Below are 18,707 nucleotides of genomic sequence, written 5' to 3'. Positions count from 1 at the left end.
CGCGGTGGGTGGCCGGGCTACTCGACCAGGGCGTCGTCGTCGGCGCGGTGCACGGTGATCGAGCCGAGCGCCTCGAGTTCGCGGATGGCGCGGACGACCTCGGCCCGCGCCTCCTCGACCTGCGACCGGCGCACCGGTCCGAGCGAGGCCAGCTCGTCGTCGAGCAGCTCGGCGTTGCGGGCCGACACGTTGCCGCGGATGACCTCGGTCACGGCCGACGGCGCGCCCTTCATCGCCAGGGCGAGCACGGCCGCGTCGATGCCGCGCAGCACCTGCTGGATGTCGCGCGTCTCGAGTCGGACGATGTCCTCGAAGGTGAGCATCCGCGACCTGACCTCCTCGGCCAGCTCGGGGTCGCGGGCGTCGAGACCGTCGAGCAGCGCCCGCTCGGTCGCGCTGTCGCTGCGGTTGATGATCTCGACGAGGGGCTGGATGCCGCCGACGACCTCGATCTGGTCGCGCGGAGCCACGACGGCCCCGGCCCGGATCTTGAGGGTCGCCGCGACGATCCCGACGGCCTCGGGCGTGGCGGTGCCCATGGTGGCGATCGCCTGGGCGACGTCGGCGCGCACGTCGAGGTCGAGCCCGGCGAGCACGGCCGACGCCTGGGGCGGACGCACATGGGCGAGCACGAGGGCGATGGTCTGCGGCAGTTCGCCGTCGAGCAGCGCGACGACCTGACCGGGGTCGGCCTCGTCGAGGAACTCGAACGTCTTGCGGGCCATGTTCGACGCGAGCCGCTCCATGACGCCGGCTGCGCGCTCCGACCCGAACGAGGCCTCGAGCAGGCCGATCGCGACGTCGTGCCCGCCGCGCGGCTGGTGCTGACCAGACACGCTCAGCTCGTGGAACTCGGCCACGGTCGACTCGGCGACGGCGGCGTCGACCCGGCGCATCCGCACGATCTCCGTCGTGATCTCCGCCGCCTCGTCCTCGCTGAACTGCTGCATGACGGTCGCGGCGCGGCTCTGCTCCATCTGCATCAGGATGACGGCGACCTTCTGCGGCCCCGTCAGGGCGGTCGGCGCCTGCGGGGTGGCGGCGAAGGGCACGACGAGGTCGGTCACAGTCCGCTCCGCTGGTCCATCAGGCCGCGCAGCAGCTCGGCCGTCTTGGCCGGGTCGCGTTCGGCGAGCGCGTCCACCTCGGCGCGGCGGCGCTCGGCCGACAGCACCTCGGGCGACGGCTCGGGGGCGTCGACCGTGGGCAGCATCTGCGTCGCCGTGTCGTCTGCGCCGAGCATGGAGCGTCCGGAGGCGGCGTCCAGGTCGAGACGCATGGTCGCGTCCCAGGTCTGGGCGGCGTTCGCGGACGCGAGCTCGCCGAGGTCGACGTCCTCCCGGGCCTGACGGCGGCTCCGGCGGGCGAAGACGATGAGCGCGACGATGGCGGCGAGCGCGACGAACCCGACGATGCTCGCGGTGCGGATCGTCGACCACATCGCCTCCGTCGCGGCGGCGGCGTCGGCGGCGGCGAGCGCCTCCTGCGCGGCGGCGGCGGCCGAGGTGTCGAAGTCGACCATCGCCACGTCGACGGTGTCGCCGCGGGCGCCGTCGATCCCGGCGGCGCTGTCGACCAGATCGCGGATGCTCTGCATGTTGACGCCCTGCGCAGCCGTGGCGTTCAGCGCGACGGACACCGTCTGGCGGGCCACCGTGCCCGACGGCACGCTCATGGTTTCGGTGACCTTGTCGACCGCGTTGTTCTTCGTCGCCGACTCGTTGACGTACCCGTCGCCCGCGGCGCCGTCGGCCGTCGCGGCCTCGCCGTCGCCGCCCGCGGGCACGGCGATGTTGTCGGGGCCGAGCACCCCGGTGGTGCCGGTGCCGGTGCCGGCGCCGTCCGGGCCGTACTGCTCGGTGGTGCTCGACTCGTTCAGCGCGAGGGGTCCGCTCTCGGGCTCGGTGAACGACTCGGTGACGCGCGTGCCCGAGTTCTGGTCCAGCTGAGCGGCGACCACGACCGACGAGTTGCCGACGCCGACGACCTTGTCGAGCATGGTCTGCACGGCCGTCTGCACCTTCGTCTCGTACTCGCCGGCCTCGCCCGCGCCTCCTCCCGTCGCCCCGGTGCCGACCTCGGAGAGCACCGTGCCTGTCGAGTCGGTGACGGCCACGCCGGTCGGGGTCATGCCCTCGACGGAGGCGCTGGTCAGGTTGACGATCGCCTGCACCTGCTTCGTGGTGAGCGAGACCCCCGCCTGCGTCTCGACGAACACCGACGCCGTCGGGTCGCGCTGCTCGGCGACGAACACGGTCTCCTCGGGGATGGCGAGCTGCACGGTCGCGTTCTTCACGCCCTCCATCGCCTTGATGGTGTTGGCGAGCTCGCCCTCGATGGCGCGCTTGTAGGTGACGTCCTGCTGGAACTCCGACGACGTGACACCCATCGTGTCGAGCAGCGTGTAGCCGCCGGTGCCGGCGGTCGAGGGCAGACCGGCGGCCGCGGCGGTGAGGCGCTCCTGGTAGACGTGCTCCTCGGGCACGAGGATCGTGTTGCCGCCGGCGGTCAGCTCGTACGGCACCCCGTCGGCCTGCAGCTGCTCGACGATGGCGCTCGCGTCGGCCGGGTCGACGCCGCTGAACAGCGGCGTGTAGGTCGGCTTCGACAGCCACGCGGACAGCGCGACGACGCCGAGCACGAGGGCGGCGAGCAGGATGACCGCGATGGTCTTCTGCGCGATCGAGAAGCCCGCGAGGGTCGCGCGCATCCGGTCGAGCGAGTTCTTGACGGCGGTGGGCATCAGGCCTGCATCCTCATGATCTCGTTGAAGGCGTCGACGCCCTTGTTGCGGACGGCGCTGACGAGCTCGAGGGTGACCTGGGCGCGGGTCGCCGCGATGGTCGCATCGTGGATGTCGGTCAGATCGCCGGTCACGGCCTTCACGGCGAGGGTCTTGGCCTCACCCTGCATCTGCTGGAGGCCCTCGACGGCACCGGCCATCGACGCGCCGAAGGTCGCCCCGGAGGCGCTGGTCGCGCCTCCTCGTCCGGTCGCGTCGAGAGCGCCCGCGGCACCCGACGCGCCACCGGCCCCCTGCAGCAGCGAGGCGGCGTCGGCGTAGCCGGACGGTTGGACGGCTCCGAGAGCCTGGATCGCCGAGAGGGGCATCAGCCACGTCCGATCTGGAGTGCGGCCTCGTAGGCCGTCTTGGCACGGTCGACGACAGCGGCGTTGGCCTGGTAGCCGCGCTGCGCCATGATCAGGTCGCCCATCTGGGCGCCGAGGTCGATGTCGGGCATCCGCACGTAGCCCTCGGCGTCGGCGAGCGGGTGGTCGGGCGAGTACGTGACGCGCCCGGCCTCGCTGCCGTAGCGGTCGGCTCTCACGAAGACGCCCGAGGTGCCGTCGCCCTCCTGCACCTCGATGTAGCGGGCCTGGAACGCGGTGTCGTCCATCGACTTGACCGTGTTCGCGTTGGCGATGTTGTCCGAGACGGCGTCGAGCCACTTGCGGTGCACGGTCAGGCCGGTGCTCGCGATGCCGATCGCGTCGAAGGCGGTCATCAGCTCGTCCTGAACGCGGCGCGCACGGCCGTCAGCTCGGAGTTCATCGCCTGCGTCGCGAACTGGTACCGCAGCACGGTGTCGACGTTCGACAGCGTCTCGGTGTCGAGGTTCACGTTGCTGCCGTCGGTGCGCGTCGGCTCGAGCGAGCGGGCCGTGGTCGCCTGGACCGCCCCGCCGCCCTCCGCGACCGACCGGCCCAGCGCCTCCTCGAACTGCACGCGCTTGGCCTGGTAGCCGGGCGTGTTCACGTTGGCGATGTTGTTCGCGATCGACTTCTGGCGCAGCGACAGACCGTCGAGGGCGCTCTGCAGCGCCGCTTGCGTCACGGATTCGAGTGGCATGGCCGTCCCGGGGAGGTTCGAGGTGCCCTGTGCGTGCTGCTGCGTGCGTGCTGCGTGCTGCTGCGTGCTGCTGCTGCGTGCTGTGTGCTGCTGCGTGTTGCGTGCTGCGTGCTGCGTGCGTGCTGCTGCGTGCGTCGGGCGGGGGCCGATCCGTGGCCGGGTGGGCGAGCGATCCGTGCTCACGTCGCTCTATCGACGTCGGGAGCCGCGCCGTAAGCCCCCACCCCGTACTGGGGGGTGCATCGAAGTGACGCGAACGGGCCCCTCCGAGCTCGCGACCGCCCCCTTTGCGTCACTTCGACGAGCTGGGGGGGGCGAGCCGGGGAGGCGCGTCGCCCGTCAGACGCGCAGCAGCGGCATCGAAGTGACGCAAGCGGGCCCCTCCGAGGCCGCGGCCACCCCCTTTGCGTCACTTCGACGAGCGGGGGGGGGGGGAGGCGAGCCGAGGAGGCGCGGCGAGCGTCAGACGCGGAGCAGCAGCATCGAAGTGACGCAAGCGGGCCCCTCCGAGGCCGCGACCACCCCCTTTGCGTCACTTCGACGAGCCGGGGGGACGGAGGCGAGCCGAGGAGGCGCGGCGCACGTCAGACGCGCAGCAGCACCATCGAAGTGACGCGAAAGGGGCCTTGGGAGGCCACGACCGCCCCGTTTGCGTCACCTCGACGAGCCGGGGGGCGCGGGAGGAGGCGCGGCGCGCGTCAGGCGCGGGAGTAGCGGTGCTCGGGGCGGCCGGTCGCTCCGTAGCTCAGCCTCATCGTGACGAAGCCGTCGGCGGCGAGCGCGGCGAGGTACCGCTGCGCGGTCGCCCTCGACACACCGACCCGAGCAGCGACGTCGGCGGCGGAGAGCTCTCCGTCCGAGCCCCCACCGGCGCCCGCACCCGCACCGGCACCGGAACCCGCACCGGCACCGGCACCCGCAGCACCCCCACCAGCACCCGCACCCCCACCCCCACCAGCACCGGCACCCGCACCCGGCACCGCGAACTGCTCGAGCACCGACTGCTCCGTCGCCGAGCGCGACGGCGACGCCGCCTTCGCCGCGTCGCCCGAGTGCAGGATGCGGAGTGCGCGTTCGAGGGCCTCCTGGTCGACGCTCCCGCGGTCGTCGAGCACGTTGCGATAGCGCTGATAGGCCCGCAGCCGGTCGGCGAGCACGCCCGAACCGAACGGCTTGATCAGGTAGCCGACGACCCCGCGCCGCAGCGCGCGCCGCACGGTCTCCCCGTCGGAGGCCGCGCTGAGCACGAACGCGTCGACGTCGACCTCGCGCAGCAGGTCGAGGCCGCTCCCGTCGGGCAGGTGCACGTCGAGCAGCAGCAGGTCGACGGGGGTCTCGGCGAGCACGCGGCACATCTCGGCGACCGTGCCGACGGGCGCCAGCGCGCGGAACCCCGGCACCTCGTCGACCTGCCGCCGGTGCAGCTCGGCCACGTAGAAGTCGTCGTCGACGACGAGCACGGTCAGGTCGGGGGTGGTCACGGGTCGATCCTCTCAGGAGGCGCGGGCGGCTGGACGGCGTCGGCCAGACGCGCGCAGAACACGGCACCGTGGCCGTCGCCGCCGGGCGAGCCGAGCCAGACGTCGCCGCCGCGCCGCCGGGCGATGTCGCGCGAGAGCGGCAGACCGAAGCCGAGCCCGTGCACGCGCGAGGGGTCGTCCGGGTCGACCGCACCGTCGGGCGGGAGCGACGCTGCCCCGCCACCGGCGTCCGAGCCGCCCGCCGCCCGCTCGAACAGCGCGTCCGCGTCGGCGACGCCGCGGCCCGAGTCCATCACCGACAGGTGCAGGTCGGTGCCGTCGTCGAGCACCTCGACCTCGATCCACGCGGGGCTGACGTCGCCGGCGACCGCGGCGCGCACGGCGTTGTCGACGAGGTTGCCGAGCACCGTGGTGACGTCGCCGGCCTCGACGACCGTGCCCGACACGAGCGTCTCGGGGCCGAGCTTCAGCAGCACCCCGCGCTCGGCGGCCTCGACCCCCTTCGCCCCGAGGAACGCCTGCAGATACGGCTCGGTCAGCCGATCCGCGTGGGCGACCGGGTAGCGCAGCGGACCGTGGTCGAGCACGTCGGCGAGGTAGCCGCGCGCCTGCTCGGTGCGACCGAGCTCGAGCAGCCCGGACACGGCGTGCAGCCGGTTGGCGAACTCGTGCCGCTGGGCGCGCAGAGCGGTGGTCATCGCGCCCACCGCGTCGAGGCGGCGGGTCAGCGCCTCGACGTCGGTCCGGTCGCGCAGCACCGCCACGCGTCCGAGGTCGACTCCGTCGTGCGAGACCGCGCGCACGTCGACGAGCAGCACGTGCGGCCCGACGACCAGCGTCGTGTCGGCGGGGCCGGTGCCGGTCTGCGGGGCTCGACCCGCGCCTCCTCGGCCATCCGGCGACGTGCCGACCAGCATCTCGACGAGCACGCCCGGCAGCTCGAGCGAGTCGACCCGTCGGCCCACCACCGGGCCGGGCGCCAGGCCGAGGAGGCGCGGTGCCAGATCGTTGCAGACCGTCACCACCCCGTCGCGCGAGACCGCGAGCACTCCCTCGGCGACACCGCCGAGCACGGCCTGCTGGTTCTGCACGAGGGCGGCGAGCTCCTCGGGCTGGAGCCCCAGGGTCAGCCGGTCGAGGCGCCGACGGATGAGCACGGAGGCGACGACGCCGATCGCCAGGGCGAGCAGGGCGACGCCGATCACGGGGAGGCTGTCGCGCGCGAGCGTCTCGTAGACGCGCGCGGGGGCGTAGCCGACGCTGACCTCGCCCACCACGTCGGCGGCGTCGGCGACGCGCGCGGACCCGGCGTCGCCTGACCCGGTCGGAGCGCCGGCCCCGCCCGGGACGTCGGCCGATCCGCCTGCCGAGCCCGCGCCTCCTGCACCGGATCGCGGGTCGTCCGCGGTGGGCGCCACGATCGGCACCTTGGCACGGGCCGACTCGCCGAGCGTGCCGCGCTCCCACGAGACGACCTCCTCCCCGCGGAGCGCCGCGTCCGGGCTCGTGCTGACCCGCTCGCCGATGCGCGTCGGGTCGGGGTGCGCCAGACGGACGCCGCGGTCGTCCGTGATGACGACGAAGAGCGCTCCGGTGCGCAGCTGAGCCGCGACCGCCGTGCGCTGCAGGTCGCCCGCGGCCAGGGCGCCCTCGTCGATCGGCGTGCCGTCGACGCTGAGGGCCGCGACCTCGGCCCGCACATCGGTGTCGGAGGCGACGCTCTGCGCCACGGCGAGCGCCGTCGACTCGGCCTCGCGGGCCAGGCGCTGCACGGCGATCGCGGCGAACACGGCGCTGGTGAGCACGACGATGGCGGTGACGACGGCGAGCTGCAGCAGCAGCACCTCGGTCGCGAACCGGCGGGGGCGGAGGCGGGCGCCGGGCCGCGAGCGCGGGCGTGAGCTGTCGTCGGTCACGTCGGCCAGGGTACCGGGCGCGGTCTCGGCGACCCGCGCCTCCTGCGATCCCTGCCCACGCTGCTCGCGTTGCGGCCCGCGGGTTCGGCGGGTTCCCGTCATCGGCGGCGGGTCAGCGCTGACCCGCCCCCGATGACACGAACCCGCCCCACCCCCGCGACGCACCCCCGCGCGCGTGAGCAGAACGCGCAGAACACGACCAACGCGCGATAGTCGGCGAATGCGCAGAAGCGCGACGCGACCGAGGAGGCGCGGCTAGCGTGCCCGGACACGCTCGGCTCCCCCACGGTGCCGCTCACGGACGAAGGAGTTCGGATGCTCGTCGTACTCGGTTACCTCATGGTGCTGACCTTCATGGCGCTGATCATGACCAAGAAGCTGTCGCCGATGCTGGCCCTGATCATGGTGCCGACCATCTTCGGGCTCTTCGCCGGCGCGGGTCTCGGCATCGGCGACATGGTCATCGAGGCGATCGGCGATCTGGCCCCGACGGCCGCGCTGCTGATGTTCGCGATCATGTACTTCGGTCTGATGATCGACGTCGGGCTGTTCGATCCGCTGGTGCGGCTCATCCTGCGCGTGACCGGCAACGACCCCGCGAAGGTCGTGCTCGGCACGGCGCTGCTCGCCGGGGCGGTCTCGCTCGACGGCGACGGCTCGACCACGTTCATCGTGACGACCGCGGCCATGCTGCCCATCTATCTCAAGCTCGGCATGAGCCCCGTGGTGCTGACCTGCGTCGCGGGTCTCGCCAACGGGACGCTGAACATCGTGCCGTGGGGCGGCCCGACTGTCCGTGCGGCGGCGGCCCTCGGCGTGCAGCCGAGCGACATCTTCGTGCCCCTCGTGCCGTCGCTGATCGCCGGCCTCGTGCTGGTCTTCGTCTTCGCATGGCTGATGGGGCTGCGCGAGCGCCGCCGCCTCGGCACACTCGAGATCGGCGACTCGCGCCTCGGGGCCGCGGCGGCTGCGATGTCGCCGCTCTCGCAGGAGCTCGCGACCGCCTCGCGCGGCGGCGGCACCGGCATCCCCGGGGTCGGCGTCTCGATGTTCACCAGCCCGACGGTCGCCCTCGGAGTGCGGGGCGGGCGGGCCGACGGCAGCCGCGCCGACGCACCCGGCGAGCGCGCGGTCGACAACCCCGCGGGCGCTGGCGCTGGCGCTGGCGCGGGCGCGGCGGCCTACGGCGGCAACGAGAACGGCACCCCCGGCGGCGCGACCCTGGCCGACACGATGCTCGACCCCGACCGCCCGACGCTCCGCCCGAAGATGATCTGGTTCAACCTCGTGCTGACCGTCGCCGTGATGGTGCTGCTGGTGGCCGACCTGTTCCCGCTCGCCTACGTCTTCATGGTCGGCACGGCGATCGCGCTGCTGGTGAACTTCCCCCGCGTGAAGGAGCAGTCGGCCGAGATCGTGGCGCACGCGCCGAGCATCGTCGGAGTCGTCTCGATGGTCTTCGCCGCCGGCGTGCTGATCGGCGTGCTGAACGGCACCGGCATGGTCGACGCGATGGCGCAGTGGCTGGTCGACGTGATCCCCACCTCGATGGGCCCGTACCTCGCGGTGATCACCGGAGTGCTGAGCCTGCCGCTCACCTTCTTCATGAGCAACGACGCCTTCTACTTCGGCATCCTGCCCGTGCTGGCGCAGAGCGGCGCGGCGTTCGGCATCGACCCGGTCGAGATGGCGCGGGCGTCGGTGGTCGGTCAGCCGGTGCACCTGCAGAGCCCGCTCGTGCCGGCGATCCTGCTGCTCGTCAGCCTCGCGAACGTGAACCTCGGCGACCACCACAAGAAGGTGCTGTGGCGTGCGGCGATCGTGTCGCTCGTGATGCTGGCCGTGGCGATCGTGGTCGGCGTCATCCCCTGGGGCTGACCCGCGCCTCCTGCCTCCCCCACCAGCCACAGCGCCAGGTTGTGGACAAGACGCCAAAATCAAACGTGGCGTCGTGTCCACAGCCTGGCGTCGTGACGCCGGCCCCTCGCACGCCGTGCGGCGAGGCGTCAGCCGAGGGCGTCGAGGTACACGGGCCGACCGGGCTCGTGCGAGGCCTCGACCCGGCGGACGGCGCCGAGCTGCTGCTGCACCGCGGAACGCGCCTCCACGAGACGGGCCACGAGCACCGACTGGCGAGAGAGCACCGAGGAGGCGCGGTCCGACAGAGCGGCCGGCATCGGCCCCAGCCCCGTGGGCGGCGCCCAGGGGAGCGGGGGCGCGGGCGGGCTCGACGCGGCTCCGGCCGGCTCGACCCCGCTCCGCTGCTCGACCCCGCTCCGCTGCTCGACCCCGCTCGGCTGCTCGACCCCGCTCCGCTGCTCGACCCCGCTCGACGGCCCCGGCCCCGGCCCCGACAGCGTCCGCTCGGCGTCGTCCAGCCAGCGCTCGAGGTCGTCGAGCACGGCCGACCACCGCGGGTGATCTCCCACCCCGCCAGCCGCCGCAGCAGACTCAGCCGACACCCGAACCCGACATCCCGGCGCCCGACGCGCGCCCCTCGGCCTGCAGCGACGCGGCTGCCTCGTGCCACGTCTGGCGCAGCGGTTCGAGCAGCGCGATCACCTCGCGGGTCACGGCCACGTCGCGATGGATGTTGGCGTTGACCAGGGCGGTCGACGAGTACGTGTAGAGGGCGAGCAGGCCCTCGCCGCCGTCCCACACGTCGATCCTGAGCGACGACGACAGCTCGGCGACGATCGCCTGGGCGTGCAGCAGCTGCTCCGAGGCCGCGGCCCAGTCGGCGGCCGTCTGGGCGACCTCGGCGCGCGACAGGTCGAGCAGCAGGCGGTCGTAGAGCATCGTGACGAGCTGCACGGGCGTCGCCGACTGCACGGCCTCGGCCGTGTACCGGGCGCGCTGCTTCTGCACGACGGCGGTCGGGGCGGACGAGGCGGCGGCGAAGGCCGCGAACGAGGTGGCGTCCATCAGCTGCTGCTCGCCGACAGGCCCGCGAGCTGGCTGGTGATGTAGCTCTGCTGGGCGGTGAGGGCGCTGAGGGCGACCTCGAGGGCGGAGTAGGTCTTCTGCAGGTTCTCGCGTCGAGCGGCGAGGCGGTCGTCCCAGATGCCGACCCGGTCGTTCAGGTCGCGGACGACCGACTGCTGACCGGTGATGACCTTCGTGAGCGATCCGTCGAACTTGTCCGAGACGGCGGTCGACGTCGACGCGACGCGCTCGGCGATGGCGCTCATCGTCGCCTGCACCCTCTCGGGGTCGGCGGCGAGGGCGGCGGCGAACTTCTCGGCGTCGACCGCGAACTGCCCGGTCTTCGCGTCGATCGAGATGCCGATCGCGCTGGGCGACTGTCCGTCGACGGGGCTGAGGACGGCATCGGTCAGGCGCTGCGTGATGCCCCGCGTGGTCGAGTCGCCGCCGAAGACGCCGGCGGTGACCGTCGTGACGCCCGCCGCGCTGGTCGAGGTCGACGCGGCGCTCTTGCCGGCGATGATCGTCAGGGCGGCGTTGACCCCGGCGACGAGGTCGGTGGCGACCTTCGTGGCGGCGGTCGCGTCACGGGCGATCGAGAGGTGCACGGGCTCGGTGGTCACGGCCGACACCGTCACCGAGACGCCGGGGATCACGTCCGCGAACGTGTTGCTGCTGCTGGTGACGACCTGCTCGGCCGCCGTCCCCGCCCACAGCGTGATCGAGGCGTCGCGCGCCTGCGAGATCACGGCCGCGCCGGGTTCGGTCATCAGGTCGGTGGCCGTGCCCGCGGCGACGTCGGCGGCGCTGCCGCGGTGCACCTCGAAGCCGCCCTCGGCCCCGGTCTTCTCGCTCGAGAGCTGCAGTCGGTACCGGACGGCGCCCGAGGCGTCCGTGCCCGAGGCGACCTTCACGGCCGTGACGCCGGCGGCCGACGCGTTGACGGCCTTGACGACGTCGTCGAGCGACGAGGAGGCGGCGGTCACCTCGGTCACGGCTCCCGACGCCGAGACGAAGGTGAGGGTCGCCGGCGAGTCGGGCCAGGCCGCCATGGCCGCGGTCACCGCGGTCTTGGACGACGCGACGGCGCCGACGACGAGGTCGACCGAACCCGAGACGGCGCCGGCGGAGGTCTTCGCGGTCACGGCGGTCGAGCTGCTGGTCGGCGTGAAGAGCGAGAGCGAGCCGGTCTTGGCGGTCGCGGCGGCGAGCGTCGCCAGCTCGGCGATCTTCGTGTTCAGCCCCTGCAGGGCGGAGACGAGCGTCTGCCCGGCGGTGGCCTTGTTCTTGAGGATCGTCTGGGGCACGGCCTCGGACTGCATCAACGAGTTGATGAGCGCCGTCGTGTCCAGCCCGCTGACGAGACCGTCGATGCCGAACGAGGCCATGCGGTGCTCCTGTCGAGGGGTGGTGGGCGTGCGGATCAAGGGGACTGCAGGAGGCGCGGTGACCGTGTCGAGACCGGGTGGCAGGAGGTCGCAGGATCAGCTGCGACCCCTCGCCACCCGGTCTCCGAGCGAGGCGGGTCGAGACGTCAGCCCCGTGCTGGGAGCACGGAGCCGGGCCCCGGTCCGACTAGCGGAGCAGCGACAGGACGCTCTGCGTGCTCTGGTTCGCCTGGGCCAGCATCGCGGTGCCGGCCTGGCTGAGCACGTTGGAGCGCGTGTACTTGACCATCTCCTCGGCCATGTCGACGTCGCGGATGCGCGACTGAGCCGCCGTGAGGTTCTCCTTCGCGACGTTGGTCGACGCGATCGAGTGCTCGAAGCGGTTCTGCACGGCACCGAGCTCGGAACGAGCCGACGACACAGCGGTGATCTGCTCGTCGAGCGCCTCGATCGAGGTCAGGGCGTTGGCGGCCGAGTCGAAGGTCAGACCGGCGACGGTCGTGGCGACGGCCGTGATGTCGGTCAGGCTGACCGAGATCTGGTCGTTCTCCGCGACCGAACCGGCGCCGACCTGGAACGTCAGGGTGCCGGTGCTGTTCAGCAGGTCGATGCCGTTGAAGTTGGTCGAGTTGCCGATGCGGGTCAGCTCCTCGCCGAGGGCCGTGACCTCGGTCTGGATGGCCGTGCGGGCGTCCGCGTTGTTCGAGTCGTTGCCGGCCTGAACAGCGAGGTCGCGGACGCGCTGGAGGATCGAGTGGACCTCCGTCAGTCCGCCTTCTGCGGTCTGCACGACCGAGATGCCGTCCTGGGCGTTGCGTGCGGCCACCGTGAGTCCGCCGACCTGCGAGCGCAGGCCCTCGGAGATCGCGAGACCCGCCGCGTCGTCAGCGGCACGGTTGATGCGAAGACCGCTGGAGAGCTTCTCGAGGCTCTTCGACAGGTCGTTCTGCGTGCTGTTGAGGTTGCGGTAGGTGTTGTTGGCCGCGAGGTTGGTGTTGATCTGCATACCCATGGTGTTCTCCTCCGTGACTGGGTGTTGTTCGTCGGCCCATCCGTGGGCTGACACCGGCTACTGTCGACCGGCTCACGACGCGCGTTAGTGCGACGTCGAAAGTTCTCGGGGCGGTTCAGACCGCGGTGCTGAAGCCCTGGGGCTCGGGGTCGCGCAGGGCGCGGGCGATGCCGATGGCCGCGTTCGTCGCGACGCGCGACAGGTAGGCGCTGCGCCGGGCGGGCGCGGTCTTCGACACGGGTTCGAACCCGGCGTCGGGGTCGTCGGCGTAGTGCGCGGCGAGTCCGTCGCGCAGCAGACGAACGGCCTCGGTGCGCTGCTGCGAGACGGCGCTGTGGGTGATCCCGAGCTCGTCGGCGATCTCGGTGACGGTGCGGTCGCCGAAGTAGACGCCCTCGATGATCAGGCGCATGCGCTCGGGGAGGGCCTCGACGGCGGCCCGCAGGTAGCGGCTGCGCTCGTCGACGAGCAGGTCGTCGCCCGGCAGCGGCAGGTCGCTCGAGAGGTGGTCGGCGATCGTGTCGTCGAGGGTCGAGACCGTGCGGCCGGCGTCGCTCAGCGCGGACTGCGCCGCCTGACGGTCGACCCCGAGGGCCGAGGCGAGCTCGTCGACCGACGGGCGCCTCCCCAGCGACGCGGTCAGCGCCTCCTGGGTGGCCAGGGTCTCCTTGATGCGCTTGCGGGTGCCGCGGCTGGCCCAGTCTCCCGAGCGCATGTCGTCGGCGAAGGCCCCGACGATGCGGGTGCGGGCGTAGGCGCCGAACGGGATCCCGAGGGTCGGGTCGAAGGCGTCGGCCGCCTGCACGAGCGCGATCGCGCCGACGCCGGCGAGGTCGTCGCGCGACAGGTGCGTGGCGCGGGCGCAGACCTCGGAGACGAGGTAGCCGACGAGCGGCAGGTTCTCGACCACCAGGGCGTTGCGTTCGGTGCGGTTCATCGCTTGCTCCCAGCAAGAGGGTCCGTCAGGACAGGTGTGGATCGCGGGCGCGACGAACAGCCCTCTGATCAGGGCTGATGTCGAGACGCACGGTCTGAGCTGCGGGTAAGCGACTGGTGCGGTCGAGACGCGTGTCGGACGCGTCGAGACGGGGGTTCGTGCTTCGGGGTGTCGGGGTCGTGCGGGGGTCGTGCGGGTGCGTGATCGGTCTTCGGGGTGACCGGTCGGGCTGGTCGACGACCCTCCCTGCATCGGCAACGCTATCGGCGTCCACTCAGCCTGCGGGGCGCCTGTGTGACCCCAGTCAGGGGGAACAGGTGTCGCGTCTGTGGAGGACAGCACCCGTACCCCCTCCCCCGCAGTGGGGTGCCGGAGCGACTTCCGGTCGACCCCGGCCACCCGCTATGCGATCGGATCCGGCGACCGTCTGGCGCGCCTCGCTAACGGCGGCGGGGGTGGCGTCGATAGTCCTCCTCGTAGGGGACATCACCGCTCCCCCGCCGAGATCATCGACACCCGACCGAGGAGACCCCATGGGCGCGAACGAACTGTCCGCGCTGCTCTGGCGTGAACGCGAGCTGCTCGAGCTGCTCACCTTCAAGCTGGAGGAGGAGCAGCTGCTGCTGACCGCCGGTCGCACCCGCTGGATCGACCACGCCACCCGCGAGGTCGAGCAGGTGCTCGACCGGCTGCGGACCGCCGGCCTCGAGCGCAGCGTCGAGGTCTCCTCCGTCGCCCAGCAGTGGGGGACGGACGAGGAGGCGCCCCTCCGTGACATCATCGCCGCGGCTCCCGCAGGCCCCTGGGGCGAGATCTTCACCGCCCACCTCCGGGCGATGACCGACCTCACGGCCCGCATCGCGCAGCTGCGCGACGAGAACGAGCGCTTCCTCCGCGCCGCGGCCCGCGCCACCCAGGAGACTCTGGCCGCGACGACCGACGACGCGACCGCCGCGGCGGGCGCCATCTACGACGCGACCGGCTCGACCGCCGCCACCGCCGCCGGGCGCCGGGTCGGCACCCCGGGCGGCACCACCGCCTCCGGCGGGCACCTCTTCGACGGGAGCCTCTGAGCATGGGCAGCACCTTCGGCGGCCTCAACACGGCCTACACCGGTCTCGTCGCGGCCCGCACGGGTCTCGACGTGACCGGTCAGAACATCGCCAACGTCAACACCGACGGCTACACCCGTCAACGCATCACGACCTCGTCGATCGAGTCGCCGGCCCGGGCAGGCATCTTCAGCGCCGGCGTCGTCGCCGGCCAGGGCGTCTCGATCGACGCCATCGCCCGACTCGGCAACCAGGTCGTCGACGGGCAGGTGCGGAGCGCGGCCGCGACCGCCGGGTACCAGTCGACCCGCGCCTCCGCGATCGCCACCCTCGAGGCGTCGCTCGGCGAGCCCTCGACGAACGGCATCTCGAGTCAGCTCAACGCGTTCTGGTCGGCCTGGGGCGACGTCGCCAACAACCCCGGCGACGCCGGGCCCGCCGCCGTGCTGATCGGTCAGGCCACCTCGCTGGCCGCCGCGCTCTCGGCCGGGCACCGCGCCGTCGACGAGCAGTGGGGCGGGTTGCGCGCGCAGAGCGACGGACTCGCCGCCGAGCTCAACTCCGCCGCCTCGCAGGTCGCCGACCTCAACGCCCGCATCCGCACGAACACGCAGCTCGGGGTCGGCTCGAACGAGCTGATCGACGCCCGATCGCTGCTCACCGAGCGCATCGCGACGATCGCCGGCGGCACCGTCCGCGACGTCGGCGACGGCACGGTCGAGGTGCTGATCGGCGGCGATGCCCTGGTCAGCGGCACCTCGGCCCGCGCGGTCGCCGTCACCGGCGGCTACAGCATGGCGACGGCGACGGCCGGTGTGGCCGTCGAGTGGGCCGACCGCCCCGGCCGGTCGATCCCGCTGACCGGCGGCAGCCTCGCCGGCACGGTCTCGCTGTTGCAGCCCGCCACGGGCGGCGTCGGCGGCACGCTGGCCGAGGCCGCCGCCTCGTACGACGCCCTCGCCACCCAGCTCGCGACGCAGATCAACGCCGTGCACCGGACGGGCTTCACCGCCGACGGCACGGACGGTCACGACTTCTTCGCTCTGACGCCCGGCGGCTCACCCGCCCGCAGCCTCACGGTGCTGCCGACGGGGCCCGGCACGATCGCCTCGGGCGACGGCGCAGGAGGCGCGCACGACAACACGGTCGCCCTCGCCGTCGCCCAGATCGGCGTCGGAGCCGGCTCGCCCGACCGCACCTGGTCGGCCGTCGTCGCGACGATCGGCGCGACCGCGAAGAGCGAGTCGCAGCAGGCCGCGCTCACCGACCTCGCCGCGAGCTCGGCCAAGAACCGTCAGCTCTCGGGCGCAGGCGTCAGCCTCGACGAGGAGAACGTCAACCTGCTCTCGTACCAGCACGCCTACCAGGGGGCCGCCCGCGTCATGACCGCCATCGACGAGATGCTCGACACCCTCATCAACGGCATGGGCCGGGTCGGGAGGTAACGGACGATGATCAGCCGCGTCACCGACCAGATGAACAGCCTGCGAGCGCAGCAGCACCTGATGTCGAGCAAGACCCGTGTCGCCGAGAGCCAGGACCGCGCGTCGAGCCTGCAGAGGATCGGCAGGCCCTCCGACGACCCGACCGGCGCCGCCGAGGCCATGCGCGTGAAGAACCTGCAGGCGGCCGCCGCCCAGCAGTCGCGCAACGCCGACGACGGCGACGGCTGGCTGTCGACCGCCGACGGCGCCCTCTCGGCGGCCGACTCGATCATGGCGAAGGTGCGGCAGCTCACCCTCCAGGGCGCCAACACGGGCGCCACGGGGCCCGCTGCGCTCGAGGCCATCGCGATCGAGCTCGAAGGCCTGAAGAAGGACCTGCTCGGCACGGCCAACACCAGCTACAACGGCCGCAGCGTCTTCGCCGGCACCTCCGACGCCGGCGTCGCCTGGACCGACGACTACACCCACACCGGGTCCGAGAGCGGCACCGTCGTGCGTCGCGTCGGCCCCGAGACCACCGTCCGCGTCGACGCCGACGGCCGGACGGCCTTCGGCACCGGCGACGACTCGGTGTTCCGCCTGATCGACGACATCGTGACCGACCTCCGCGGCGGGGTCAACGTCAGCGCTCACCTCGCCGACATCGACACTCGCGTCGGCGACCTCCGCGGCGTACAGTCGTCGGTCGGAGCGAGCCACGCTCAGCTATTGAGAGCCAAGGACACCCTGATGGACACCAAGGTCGGACTCGAGGCCCAGCGATCCGGCATCGAGGACCTCGACCTCGGGCAGGCCGTGCTCGAACTCAAGCTCCAGGAGAACAGCTACCAGGCGGCGCTCGCCGTCACCGCCCGGGTCGTCCAGACCTCGCTGATGGACTTCCTCCGATGAGCGGCATCACGCGGACCCCGGTGCGCTTCGTCGCCCCGCCGTTCGGCCTCGAGCCGAAGGTCGACTTCGTGCTCGACGAGATCGAGGGCGCCGTCGGCCTCTTCGCCCTGCGCGCCGTCGACGCCGCCGTCGACGCCGCCATCGACGCCGCCGTCGACGCCGCCGACGTGCGGCTGTTCGTGCTCGACGCGTCGGTGCACCTGACCGACTACTCGCCGGTCATCACCGACGAGCAGACGGCGCTGCTCGAGCTGACCGACGCGGACGACGCGATGCTCCTCGTCGTGGCGACCCCCGCCTCCTCGGGGATGACGGTGAACCTGCTGGCGCCCGTCGTCGTCAACCGGGTGACCGGGGCGGGTGCTCAGCTGATCCTCGAGGGTCAGGACTGGCCGCTCCGGGCGGAGCTCGGCCCCCGCTGACGAGGCCGCCCATCGGTGTCCTCCAGAGTGCGGACACCCGCGTCACGGTCCGTTAACGATGGAGCGATCGGGCCCTCCGGGGTGCTCGCCATGCTGTCTCATGGGGTGATGCACGAGGCGCGGAAGACCACCCCCCGGGGGCACCGCGCCGTCCGCCCGCGGCTGCTCGCCACGGGTCTCGCGCTCACCGCGGGTCTCCTGCTCGTCGCCGGCTGCACGAGCGAGGTGCCCACCGCCGGGCCCGCGCTCTCCGACGCCTCGTCGTCGTCGGCGCGTTCGAGCGGACCGGCCGACGTCGGGCCCTCGCCGGTGGCCGCCACGACGAGCACCGACGGGGTCACGATCGCCGACGACGCCGAGACGACCGACGTCGCCACCGGACTCGAGGCGCCCTGGTCGGTCGTCCGACTCGACAGCGGCTCGGCGCTCGTCAGCCTCCGCGACAGCGGCCGCGTGGTCGAGCTCACCGCCTCGGGCGAGCTGCGCGACGTGGCGCGGATCGAGGGCGTCGTGCACGAGGGCGAGGGCGGGCTGCTCGGTCTCGCGGTGCTCGGCGGAGCCCCGTCGTACCTCTACGCCTACCTGACCACCGCCGACGACAACCGCATCGTGCGCGCGCCCATCACGGGCACGGCCGGCTCGTACGGGCTGGGCGGCGTCGAGGAGGTGCTGACCGGCATCCCGAAGGCGTCGAACCACGACGGCGGGCGCCTGGCCTTCGGCCCCGACGGCATGCTCTACGCCACGACCGGCGACGCCTCCGACCCGACCGCCGCGCAAGACCCCGACTCGCTCGGCGGCAAGGTGCTGCGCCTCTCGCCGACCGGCGCCGTGCCGTCCGACAACCCGATGCCGGGCTCGCCGGTCTACACGCTGGGGCACCGCAACCCGCAGGGCATCGCGTGGGACGCCTTCGGGTCGCCGTGGGCCGCCGAATTCGGTCAGAACACCTACGACGAGCTGAACTCGCTGTCGCCGGGCTCGAACTACGGTTGGCCCGAGGTGGAGGGCCGCGGCGATGACGGCGACTTCCTCAACCCGGTGCTGCAGTGGTCGACCGACGACGCGAGCCCGAGCGGTCTCACGGCCGTGGGCTCGACGCTGTTCCTGGCGGGGCTCGGCGGCGAGCGGCTGTTCGAGATCCAGGTGCCGGCGACCTCGGCGGCGACGCCCACCGAGCGGTTCACCGGCGACCGGTCGCTCGGCCGCATCCGCGACGTGCTGCCCGGGCCCGACGGCACCCTCTGGCTCGTGACGAGCAACACCGACGGCCGAGGCTCGCCCGGCGCGGACGACGACCGCATCGTCTCGGTGCCGCTGACCCGCGCGCCCTGACCCGCGCCTCGCCCGCCGCGCCTCCCCCCGCGCGCGCCCCGCGCCCCGCGCCC

General features: G+C 72.9%; 18 protein-coding genes. 6 read left to right on the top strand and 12 right to left on the bottom strand.

Annotated features, from left to right (window positions below):
* Window positions 1-17 precede the first annotated feature (17 nt).
* The 7 genes from fliG to SOM13_RS11265 form a co-directional block, all read right to left on the bottom strand.
* Window positions 18-1,067 carry a flagellar motor switch protein FliG gene (gene fliG / locus SOM13_RS11295; protein ID WP_320479775.1) on the bottom strand — a complete coding sequence of 350 codons (1,050 nt, stop codon included), beginning with the start codon at window positions 1,065-1,067 and terminating at the stop codon, window positions 18-20.
* On the bottom strand, window positions 1,064-2,743 hold the full coding sequence (gene fliF / locus SOM13_RS11290; RefSeq protein ID WP_320479774.1) for a flagellar basal-body MS-ring/collar protein FliF: 1,680 nt from the start codon (window positions 2,741-2,743) through the stop codon (window positions 1,064-1,066). Before fliF ends, fliG begins: the two co-directional genes overlap by 4 nt.
* Complete coding sequence (gene fliE, locus SOM13_RS11285; protein ID WP_192060999.1) at window positions 2,743-3,111, bottom strand: flagellar hook-basal body complex protein FliE; 369 nt, start codon at window positions 3,109-3,111, stop codon at window positions 2,743-2,745. Before fliE ends, fliF begins: the two co-directional genes overlap by 1 nt.
* Window positions 3,111-3,506, bottom strand: a complete 396-nt coding sequence (locus SOM13_RS11280) for a flagellar basal body rod protein FlgC (protein WP_192060998.1) — start codon at window positions 3,504-3,506, stop codon at window positions 3,111-3,113. The genes fliE and SOM13_RS11280 overlap by 1 nt, the downstream gene beginning before the upstream one ends.
* A complete protein-coding gene (locus SOM13_RS11275) occupies window positions 3,506-3,850 on the bottom strand; it encodes a flagellar basal body rod protein FlgB (protein ID WP_192060997.1) in 345 nt (114 codons plus the stop codon). The genes SOM13_RS11280 and SOM13_RS11275 overlap by 1 nt, the downstream gene beginning before the upstream one ends.
* A 698-nt stretch (window positions 3,851-4,548) precedes the next feature.
* Complete coding sequence (locus SOM13_RS11270; protein ID WP_320479773.1) at window positions 4,549-5,331, bottom strand: response regulator; 783 nt, start codon at window positions 5,329-5,331, stop codon at window positions 4,549-4,551.
* Window positions 5,328-7,247, bottom strand: a complete 1,920-nt coding sequence (locus SOM13_RS11265) for a sensor histidine kinase (protein WP_320479772.1) — start codon at window positions 7,245-7,247, stop codon at window positions 5,328-5,330. Before SOM13_RS11265 ends, SOM13_RS11270 begins: the two co-directional genes overlap by 4 nt.
* 315 nt (window positions 7,248-7,562) lie before the next feature.
* Between SOM13_RS11265 and SOM13_RS11260 the strand changes: the two genes are divergently transcribed.
* A complete protein-coding gene (locus tag SOM13_RS11260; RefSeq protein WP_320479771.1) occupies window positions 7,563-9,125 on the top strand; it encodes a CitMHS family transporter in 1,563 nt (520 codons plus the stop codon).
* 128 nt (window positions 9,126-9,253) lie between these two features.
* On the opposite strand, the gene SOM13_RS11255 is transcribed toward SOM13_RS11260, so the two are convergent.
* From SOM13_RS11255 to SOM13_RS11235, 5 genes are all read right to left on the bottom strand, one after another.
* Window positions 9,254-9,676: a hypothetical protein gene (locus SOM13_RS11255; protein ID WP_320479770.1), complete on the bottom strand. Its 423-nt coding sequence runs from the start codon at window positions 9,674-9,676 to the stop codon at window positions 9,254-9,256.
* Between the two features lie 22 nt (window positions 9,677-9,698).
* Window positions 9,699-10,172: a flagellar export chaperone FliS gene (gene fliS, locus SOM13_RS11250; RefSeq protein ID WP_192060993.1), complete on the bottom strand. Its 474-nt coding sequence runs from the start codon at window positions 10,170-10,172 to the stop codon at window positions 9,699-9,701.
* Window positions 10,172-11,560 carry a flagellar filament capping protein FliD gene (gene fliD / locus SOM13_RS11245; RefSeq protein ID WP_320479769.1) on the bottom strand — a complete coding sequence of 463 codons (1,389 nt, stop codon included), beginning with the start codon at window positions 11,558-11,560 and terminating at the stop codon, window positions 10,172-10,174. The genes fliS and fliD overlap by 1 nt, the downstream gene beginning before the upstream one ends.
* 187 nt (window positions 11,561-11,747) lie before the next feature.
* On the bottom strand, window positions 11,748-12,572 hold the full coding sequence (locus SOM13_RS11240; protein ID WP_279293246.1) for a flagellin: 825 nt from the start codon (window positions 12,570-12,572) through the stop codon (window positions 11,748-11,750).
* Window positions 12,573-12,687: 115 nt separating this feature from the next.
* Complete coding sequence (locus SOM13_RS11235) at window positions 12,688-13,509, bottom strand: sigma-70 family RNA polymerase sigma factor (RefSeq protein WP_320479768.1); 822 nt, start codon at window positions 13,507-13,509, stop codon at window positions 12,688-12,690.
* A 533-nt stretch (window positions 13,510-14,042) separates the two neighbouring features.
* Here SOM13_RS11235 and SOM13_RS11230 point away from each other — a divergent pair.
* From SOM13_RS11230 to SOM13_RS11210, 5 genes are all read left to right on the top strand, one after another.
* A complete protein-coding gene (locus tag SOM13_RS11230) occupies window positions 14,043-14,582 on the top strand; it encodes a flagellar protein FlgN (protein WP_192060989.1) in 540 nt (179 codons plus the stop codon).
* Window positions 14,583-14,584: 2 nt separating this feature from the next.
* Window positions 14,585-16,006, top strand: a complete 1,422-nt coding sequence (gene flgK, locus SOM13_RS11225; protein ID WP_320479767.1) for a flagellar hook-associated protein FlgK — start codon at window positions 14,585-14,587, stop codon at window positions 16,004-16,006.
* A 6-nt stretch (window positions 16,007-16,012) separates the two neighbouring features.
* Window positions 16,013-16,897, top strand: coding sequence for a flagellin (locus SOM13_RS11220; protein ID WP_320479766.1), 885 nt, complete (start codon window positions 16,013-16,015; stop codon window positions 16,895-16,897).
* The gene (locus SOM13_RS11215) at window positions 16,894-17,319 is read left to right on the top strand and encodes a flagellar assembly protein FliW (protein ID WP_320479765.1); all 426 of its coding nucleotides are present in this window, start codon (window positions 16,894-16,896) and stop codon (window positions 17,317-17,319) included. Before SOM13_RS11220 ends, SOM13_RS11215 begins: the two co-directional genes overlap by 4 nt.
* Before the next feature lie 108 nt (window positions 17,320-17,427).
* Window positions 17,428-18,654 carry a PQQ-dependent sugar dehydrogenase gene (locus tag SOM13_RS11210; protein ID WP_320479764.1) on the top strand — a complete coding sequence of 409 codons (1,227 nt, stop codon included), beginning with the start codon at window positions 17,428-17,430 and terminating at the stop codon, window positions 18,652-18,654.
* Window positions 18,655-18,707 lie beyond the last annotated feature (53 nt).

Origin of the sequence: Frigoribacterium sp. CFBP9030 (assembly GCF_034045195.1) — a bacterium.
Lineage (GTDB): Bacteria > Actinomycetota > Actinomycetes > Actinomycetales > Microbacteriaceae > Frigoribacterium.
Note: the sequence above shows the minus strand (reverse complement) of the source record. Positions and strands in the feature narration are given on the sequence as shown.

What these genes read in the sequence shown, in the direction of transcription:
- fliF (WP_320479774.1), bottom strand. Translation starts at nt 2,743, where the DNA reads ATGCCCACCGCCGTCAAGAACTCGCTCGACCGGATGCGCGCGACCCTC.
- fliE (WP_192060999.1), bottom strand. Translation starts at nt 3,111, where the DNA reads ATGCCCCTCTCGGCGATCCAGGCTCTCGGAGCCGTCCAACCGTCCGGC.
- SOM13_RS11280 (WP_192060998.1), bottom strand. Translation starts at nt 3,506, where the DNA reads ATGACCGCCTTCGACGCGATCGGCATCGCGAGCACCGGCCTGACCGTG.
- SOM13_RS11275 (WP_192060997.1), bottom strand. Translation starts at nt 3,850, where the DNA reads ATGCCACTCGAATCCGTGACGCAAGCGGCGCTGCAGAGCGCCCTCGAC.
- SOM13_RS11260 (WP_320479771.1), top strand. Translation starts at nt 7,563, where the DNA reads ATGCTCGTCGTACTCGGTTACCTCATGGTGCTGACCTTCATGGCGCTG.
- fliS (WP_192060993.1), bottom strand. Translation starts at nt 10,172, where the DNA reads ATGGACGCCACCTCGTTCGCGGCCTTCGCCGCCGCCTCGTCCGCCCCG.
- fliD (WP_320479769.1), bottom strand. Translation starts at nt 11,560, where the DNA reads ATGGCCTCGTTCGGCATCGACGGTCTCGTCAGCGGGCTGGACACGACG.
- SOM13_RS11240 (WP_279293246.1), bottom strand. Translation starts at nt 12,572, where the DNA reads ATGGGTATGCAGATCAACACCAACCTCGCGGCCAACAACACCTACCGC.
- SOM13_RS11235 (WP_320479768.1), bottom strand. Translation starts at nt 13,509, where the DNA reads ATGAACCGCACCGAACGCAACGCCCTGGTGGTCGAGAACCTGCCGCTC.
- SOM13_RS11230 (WP_192060989.1), top strand. Translation starts at nt 14,043, where the DNA reads ATGGGCGCGAACGAACTGTCCGCGCTGCTCTGGCGTGAACGCGAGCTG.
- flgK (WP_320479767.1), top strand. Translation starts at nt 14,585, where the DNA reads ATGGGCAGCACCTTCGGCGGCCTCAACACGGCCTACACCGGTCTCGTC.
- SOM13_RS11220 (WP_320479766.1), top strand. Translation starts at nt 16,013, where the DNA reads ATGATCAGCCGCGTCACCGACCAGATGAACAGCCTGCGAGCGCAGCAG.
- SOM13_RS11215 (WP_320479765.1), top strand. Translation starts at nt 16,894, where the DNA reads ATGAGCGGCATCACGCGGACCCCGGTGCGCTTCGTCGCCCCGCCGTTC.
- SOM13_RS11210 (WP_320479764.1), top strand. Translation starts at nt 17,428, where the DNA reads ATGCACGAGGCGCGGAAGACCACCCCCCGGGGGCACCGCGCCGTCCGC.